Annotated in this window: 7 protein-coding genes; all 7 read left to right on the top strand. The window is 58.0% G+C overall.

Features of this window, described 5'->3' with window-relative positions; all coding sequences use genetic code 11:
- Positions 1–429: efflux RND transporter permease subunit (locus BY454_RS16245; protein ID WP_181049781.1), on the top strand; the 429-nt coding region annotated here is incomplete at its 5' end.
- Complete coding sequence (locus BY454_RS16240; RefSeq protein ID WP_104417612.1) at positions 419–1,855, top strand: efflux transporter outer membrane subunit; 1,437 nt, start codon at positions 419–421, stop codon at positions 1,853–1,855. The genes BY454_RS16245 and BY454_RS16240, both read left to right, overlap by 11 nt.
- Entirely contained in the window at positions 1,839–2,306 is a 468-nt protein-coding gene (locus BY454_RS16235; protein WP_104417611.1) for a GbsR/MarR family transcriptional regulator, read from the top strand. The genes BY454_RS16240 and BY454_RS16235 overlap by 17 nt, the downstream gene beginning before the upstream one ends.
- A 229-nt stretch (positions 2,307–2,535) precedes the next feature.
- Positions 2,536–3,156: a glutathione S-transferase family protein gene (locus tag BY454_RS16230; RefSeq protein WP_104417610.1), complete on the top strand. Its 621-nt coding sequence runs from the start codon at positions 2,536–2,538 to the stop codon at positions 3,154–3,156.
- A gap of 62 nt (positions 3,157–3,218) precedes the next feature.
- Entirely contained in the window at positions 3,219–3,887 is a 669-nt protein-coding gene (locus BY454_RS16225; protein WP_104417609.1) for a cupin domain-containing protein, read from the top strand.
- 44 nt (positions 3,888–3,931) lie between these two features.
- Positions 3,932–4,498, top strand: a complete 567-nt coding sequence (locus BY454_RS16220) for a TetR/AcrR family transcriptional regulator (RefSeq protein ID WP_104417608.1) — start codon at positions 3,932–3,934, stop codon at positions 4,496–4,498.
- Positions 4,499–4,642: 144 nt separating this feature from the next.
- A partial coding sequence (locus BY454_RS16215; protein WP_104417607.1) for a dienelactone hydrolase family protein occupies positions 4,643–5,322 on the top strand: 680 nt, incomplete at its 3' end.

Here is a 5,322-nt window from a genome sequence, read left to right as displayed (position 1 = left end):
CGCGGGCTTCCTAACGACGTCTTCTTCCAGGTTGGCATTCTGACCACCGTTGGTGTGACTGCGCGCAACGCTATACTTCTGGTGGAGTTCGCCCGAACACTCGAGGAGCAGGGAATGAAGCTGATTGAGGCAACCAAGGAAGCGGCGCGAGTGCGCTTGAGGCCGATTCTGATGACATCGGTTGCTTTCGGCATGGGTGTGTTGCCGCTTGCTTTCGCCAGTGGAGCCGGGGCAACCACGCGTATTGCGATAGGAACGGCGGTTCTCGGCGGCATGATTTCGGCAACGATACTGGCGACGTTCTTTATTCCACTGTTCTATGTGGTGGTCCGCCGTATCACGGATTTTCTGAGTGGCTCCAGAGACCAGGATGCCTCGGCTGCGGCCGCTCCCGGACGTGCAGACGGAGGTGAGGCTGATGATCGTTAAGGTATTGCTGGCCACTGTGATTGCGTTGTCACTTGGTGGCTGCTCACTCGCGCCGACTGTTGAGAAACCCGAGCCGTCGGTGCCGGAAAACTGGTCTTCCGCACGACTTTCGGCGGACGAGAAACTCCCCCTGGATTGGTGGCGTGGCTTTGGCGATCCGGCGCTTGTCACCCTTGTTGAAGAGGCGCTTGGTGCCAACAGCGACCTGCAACTTGCTGCTGCCAGGGTCGCCGAAGCACGGGCGCGCCTTACCGGGCAGCAGGCGGAACAATATCCGCTTCTGGAGGTAGAGGGCTCTGCGGTGCGCCAGGGGCCGAGTGATGAGGTGGTCAACAGCGCTGGTGGTGGTCAACCCTTCAACGATATCCAGGTCGGTGGGGTGCTATCGTACGAGCTGGATCTTTGGGGGCGGCTTGCGAATGCCAGCGAAGCAGCCCGGGCACGTCTCCTGGCCAGTGCAGCGAATCGCGAGGCCGTGCGACTAGCCGTGATTGGTGAGGTAGCCAATGGTTACTTCAATTTGCGTGCGCTTGATCGTCAGATCGACATCACCGAACGCACCGTGTCATCCCGCCGCGAATCGGTCGCCCTGCAACGGGCCCGGTCCGAAGGAGGCGAGGTTAGCGAGTTGGTCCTGCGGCAGGCTGAAGCCGAGCTTGCAGCCGCTGAATCCGAACTTCCGAGGCTTCGCCAGCAGCACGCCCTTCAGCGAAACGCCTTGGCAGTGCTTCTGGGGCGAGATCCACAACAGATTGTACGGAGTGATATTTCCGTAGCGGATACCATTGGTGAGATGAATGTTCCGGGCAGCGTCCCTGCCGGCCGGCCGGCGGATCTGATGGTCCGCCGACCTGACATTGCGGCAGCCGAACAGGAGTTGATAGCGGCCAACGCCGAAATCGGTGTTGCCCGGGCGGCGTTCCTGCCCAGGATTTCGTTTGAGGGCCTGCTGGGCCTGCGAAGTGCCTCCGGTGGCGACTTGTTCCAGGGCTCCGCATCCACTTGGCAGTTGGGCGGCTCGTTAGTCGGCCCGTTGCTGGACTTTGGGCGTTCCGAGGCACTGGTCAATCAGGCGGAGGCGCGTCAACGCCAGGCCCTGATTGCGTATCGTCAGGCCATTCAAGTGGCGTTTCGGGAGGTGCTCGACGCTATGGCCGGGGTGCGTGGTACCGAAGATCGCTTGGAAGCGCAGGCCCGGCAGGTAGCAGCACTGCGAAGCACAACTAAACTTGCGCGATTGCGCTTTGAGGGGGGCGCGTCCAGTTACCTGGAGGTGCTGGACGCTGAACGAAGCCTGTTTACAACCGAACTTGATCTCGTGGAAACGCGGCGTGATCAATTGCAGTCAACGGTTAATTTGTATCGAGCTCTGGGCGGGGGTTGGCAGAGTTCGTTACAATCTTCTGATTATGCAAACACTGACTGATTCAGACAGGCGTTTTATTGAGCGCCTCGGTCTTCAGGCTCAATCTGAAGGCTTTTCCCGCATCGCTGGCCAACTTTGGGCGACACTTATCGTGTCGGATGGTCCCGTCAGCTCATCGCAGCTTGTGGATACGTTGCGCGTCAGTAAGGCGAGCGTCAGTACGAATACGTGCTTTCTTGAAAGACTCGGCATTGTTGAACGTCGAACAATGCCGGGTGAACGCCAGGATTTTTTCGCGATTCGTCCCCATCCTTACGCTGCCTTGGTGGAAGGGCAGATAAAACGGCTCGAGGCCAGAAAGGAGGTGATTGCCGAAGCCAAGGCAACCATTACCAATGAACAAACGCTTGCCAAGCTGGCTGATCTGGATCAGTTCTACACCCTGTATTATGAGAGCTCCAGAGACCTTCTGAAGCAGCTGAAATCTGAAATCCTAGACAATAAAACATAATAAACTCAAAGGAGTAGGCTCGGGTTTCATCCGGGCCTGAATGAAACGCTGGCTATGTCAGAGCAACCCCCGTCGGTGTTACTGAAAGGAGGGCCTGGACCGTTCTCACCGTTTGGAATGCCTTGTCAACGGTTCTAAACAAAGCAGGCTCGTCAATTTGTCTCTTGCAAACCTACCTACTGATAGGTAAATTACGTGTCGTATGCTTAATGACCAACAGAGGTAATCAATGAAAATTTACGACACTGAAGGCTTTCCCAACCCGCTACGGGTTCGCATCGCCCTGGCAGAAAAAGGCGCAACGAATAAGGTGGAATTCGTCCCGGTCGATGTCATGGGCGGGGAGCACCGTTCCGATGCGTTCAAGACGAAAAACCCGGATGCCACCGTGCCCATGCTGGAACTTGACGACGGCACCTGCATCGCCCAGTGCAATGCCATCACTGAATATATCGACGGTGTCTTTGATGGTCCGTCCCTTATGGGTACAACCCCAGCGGAGCGTGCCCGTATCGCAATGATGAATCTGCGGGCAGAAAACGGTCTGATGAATGCCGTGGGTGCCTATTTCCATCACGCGACCCCGGGGCTTGGTCCGGATCTGGAAACCTGGCAGTGTGCTGAATGGGGTAATAAACAGAAAGAAATTGCCAGCGCAACCATGGCCTACCTTGACAGCGTTCTGGCGGACAATGAGTTTCTCGCAGGCGACAGCTTCTCGGTCGCAGACATCACCGCCTTTGCCGGCCTGGGGTTTGCGGATTTCGCGAAGGTTGACATTCCCGAGTCCCTGACCAATCTCCAGGCCTGGCGCGCAAAAGTCGCAGCCCGTCCTTCAATTGCCGGGTGATCCGATACCCTCGGGTTTCATGCAAGCGCGGAAAACATGAAGGCCAAAAAGGGAGGAATATCATGGAGATTAATGCAGATTTCTCCAAACCGGTGGTTATGCATTCCGACCAGATTGAATGGCAGCCCTCGCCCATGAAAGGCGTGGAGCGGCGCATGCTGGACCGGATCGGGGAGGAAGTTGCCCGCGCCACGACCATCGTTCGTTATGCGCCGGGGAGTCATTTCTCGGCACATACCCACACCGGTGGAGAAGAATTCATCGTACTCGATGGCGTGTTCCAGGACGAGCACGGTGACTTCCCAGCGGGCAGCTATGTGCGCAACCCCCCAACCACGTCACATATTCCGGGCTCTGAAACGGGCTGCACGATATTTGTGAAACTGTGGCAGTTCGACCTGGCCGACCGGACCCAGTTGAGCAAGAATATGGAGGCCGGGCTGGGGGTCCCGGTGGGCGGCGTTGCCACCACAAAGCTGCATGAGGACGATCGTGAGATCGTGACCTACAGCCAGCTCGATGCGGGGGCGACACTGACCTCTGAGGCGCCCGGCGGAATCGAGCTGCTGGTGATCGAAGGTTCGGTCACCAGGGATGGCGAGATGCTGGCCAGGCATGACTGGCTGCGCCTCCCTGAAGGACACAGGTTGTCCGTGGCGGCCGGGGACGGCGGCGCCAAGATCTGGATGAAAACGGGGCACCTGCGATTTGCCGGGGCACCGAGGGTATAAGGCCCGGCAATAGCGGGATTGCAAAGGCAAACAGGTGAATAACCATGAACCGTGATACCAGAACAGCCCTGATGGACCTTGCCGAGCACACCGTTCGGTCACGGGGCTTTGACGGGTTCAGCTATGCGGATCTGGCTGAGGCCATCGGCATTCGAAAGGCCTCGATCCATTATCATTTCCCCACCAAGGCGAAGCTCTCCGAAGCCTTGATCGAGCGCTATCAGACCAGTCTGCAGCAGGGTCTGACCGAGATAGATGCAGCCCATGCCAGCGCCGGCGCGCGCCTCAAGGCACTCATTGCCCTGTACCGCGGGGCCTTACATGATGGCCAGACCGTGTGTCTGTGTGTTGCCTTTTCGACCTGCCGCGAAAGCCTGTCCGACACTGTCATTGCCAGAGTCGGCGCCATTCGCGCAATGGTCTTGCAGTGGATTACAGCAACGTTTGAGCTGGGGCACAGGGATGGATCCGTCTCGGCCATCCTGGGTCCCGCCGATGAAGCGCAGGCGACCCTGGCGATGCTGGAAGGAGCCCACCTTGCCGCGCGCACCGAAGAAGACCTCGCCGTGTTTGATGCCGCAACGCGACTGCTGCGCGCCCGCTGCCAGTAACGACGGGACAGGAATCGCGCTTTGAGCGAGCGATTAAATTCGTGTTCGCTCACGTGGCGACATTTCCTGTGAGCTTTGGTCGATGTCTACCCGTACATAATCGCTACGCAAATTGACTCATAACGAGCGAAAAGGAGCAAACAGATGATGAGCACCCTGAAAACAGCACTGGCAGCAGCCACGCTGTCACTCACTGTTGCCAGTACGCAGGTACTGGCAGAAACGCAAACCAGAACCATTGAGTATCAAGTCGGCGACGAGACCTTTACCGGCTACATGGCCTGGGATGATGAATTCGGGCAAAAGCGCCCGGGGGTTCTGGTGGTCCATGAATGGTGGGGGCACAATGAATTCGCCCGGAATCAGGCGGAACGGCTTGCTTCCGCCGGCTATACAGCGTTTGCGCTGGATATGTATGGCTCTGGCAAACAAGCCGACCATCCCGATACTGCCCAGAAATTCATGCAGGAAGCCACCAGGGACATGGACCAGGTTAAGGCACGCTTCATGAAGGCGATGGACATCCTGAAGAACCACGAAAGTGTTGATGGGTCCCGAATTGCAGCACAAGGTTACTGCTTTGGCGGTGCCGTTGTTCTCAACATGGCGCGCATGGGTGTCGATCTGGACGGCGTTGTCAGCTTCCACGGTGCGCTCGGCAGCCCCCTCCAGGCTGAACCCGGGTCCGTAAAAGCCAGGGTCCAGGTGTATACCGGCGGTGCCGACAAGCTGGTCCCCTCGGATCAGGTGGCGAGCCTGGTCAAAGAGATGCAGGATGCCGAAGTCGATCTGACACTGGTGAGCTTCCCCGGAGTGCTGCACTC

The organism is Marinobacter persicus, assembly GCF_002934325.1.
GTDB classification, from domain to species: Bacteria; Pseudomonadota; Gammaproteobacteria; order Pseudomonadales; family Oleiphilaceae; genus Marinobacter; species Marinobacter persicus_A.
Note: the sequence above shows the minus strand (reverse complement) of the source record. Positions and strands in the feature narration are given on the sequence as shown.

Coding starts and splice junctions, on each gene's coding strand:
- BY454_RS16235 (WP_104417611.1), top strand. CDS start 1,839: ATGCAAACACTGACTGATTCAGACAGGCGTTTTATTGAGCGCCTCGGT.
- BY454_RS16225 (WP_104417609.1), top strand. CDS start 3,219: ATGGAGATTAATGCAGATTTCTCCAAACCGGTGGTTATGCATTCCGAC.
- BY454_RS16230 (WP_104417610.1), top strand. CDS start 2,536: ATGAAAATTTACGACACTGAAGGCTTTCCCAACCCGCTACGGGTTCGC.
- BY454_RS16240 (WP_104417612.1), top strand. CDS start 419: ATGATCGTTAAGGTATTGCTGGCCACTGTGATTGCGTTGTCACTTGGT.
- BY454_RS16220 (WP_104417608.1), top strand. CDS start 3,932: ATGAACCGTGATACCAGAACAGCCCTGATGGACCTTGCCGAGCACACC.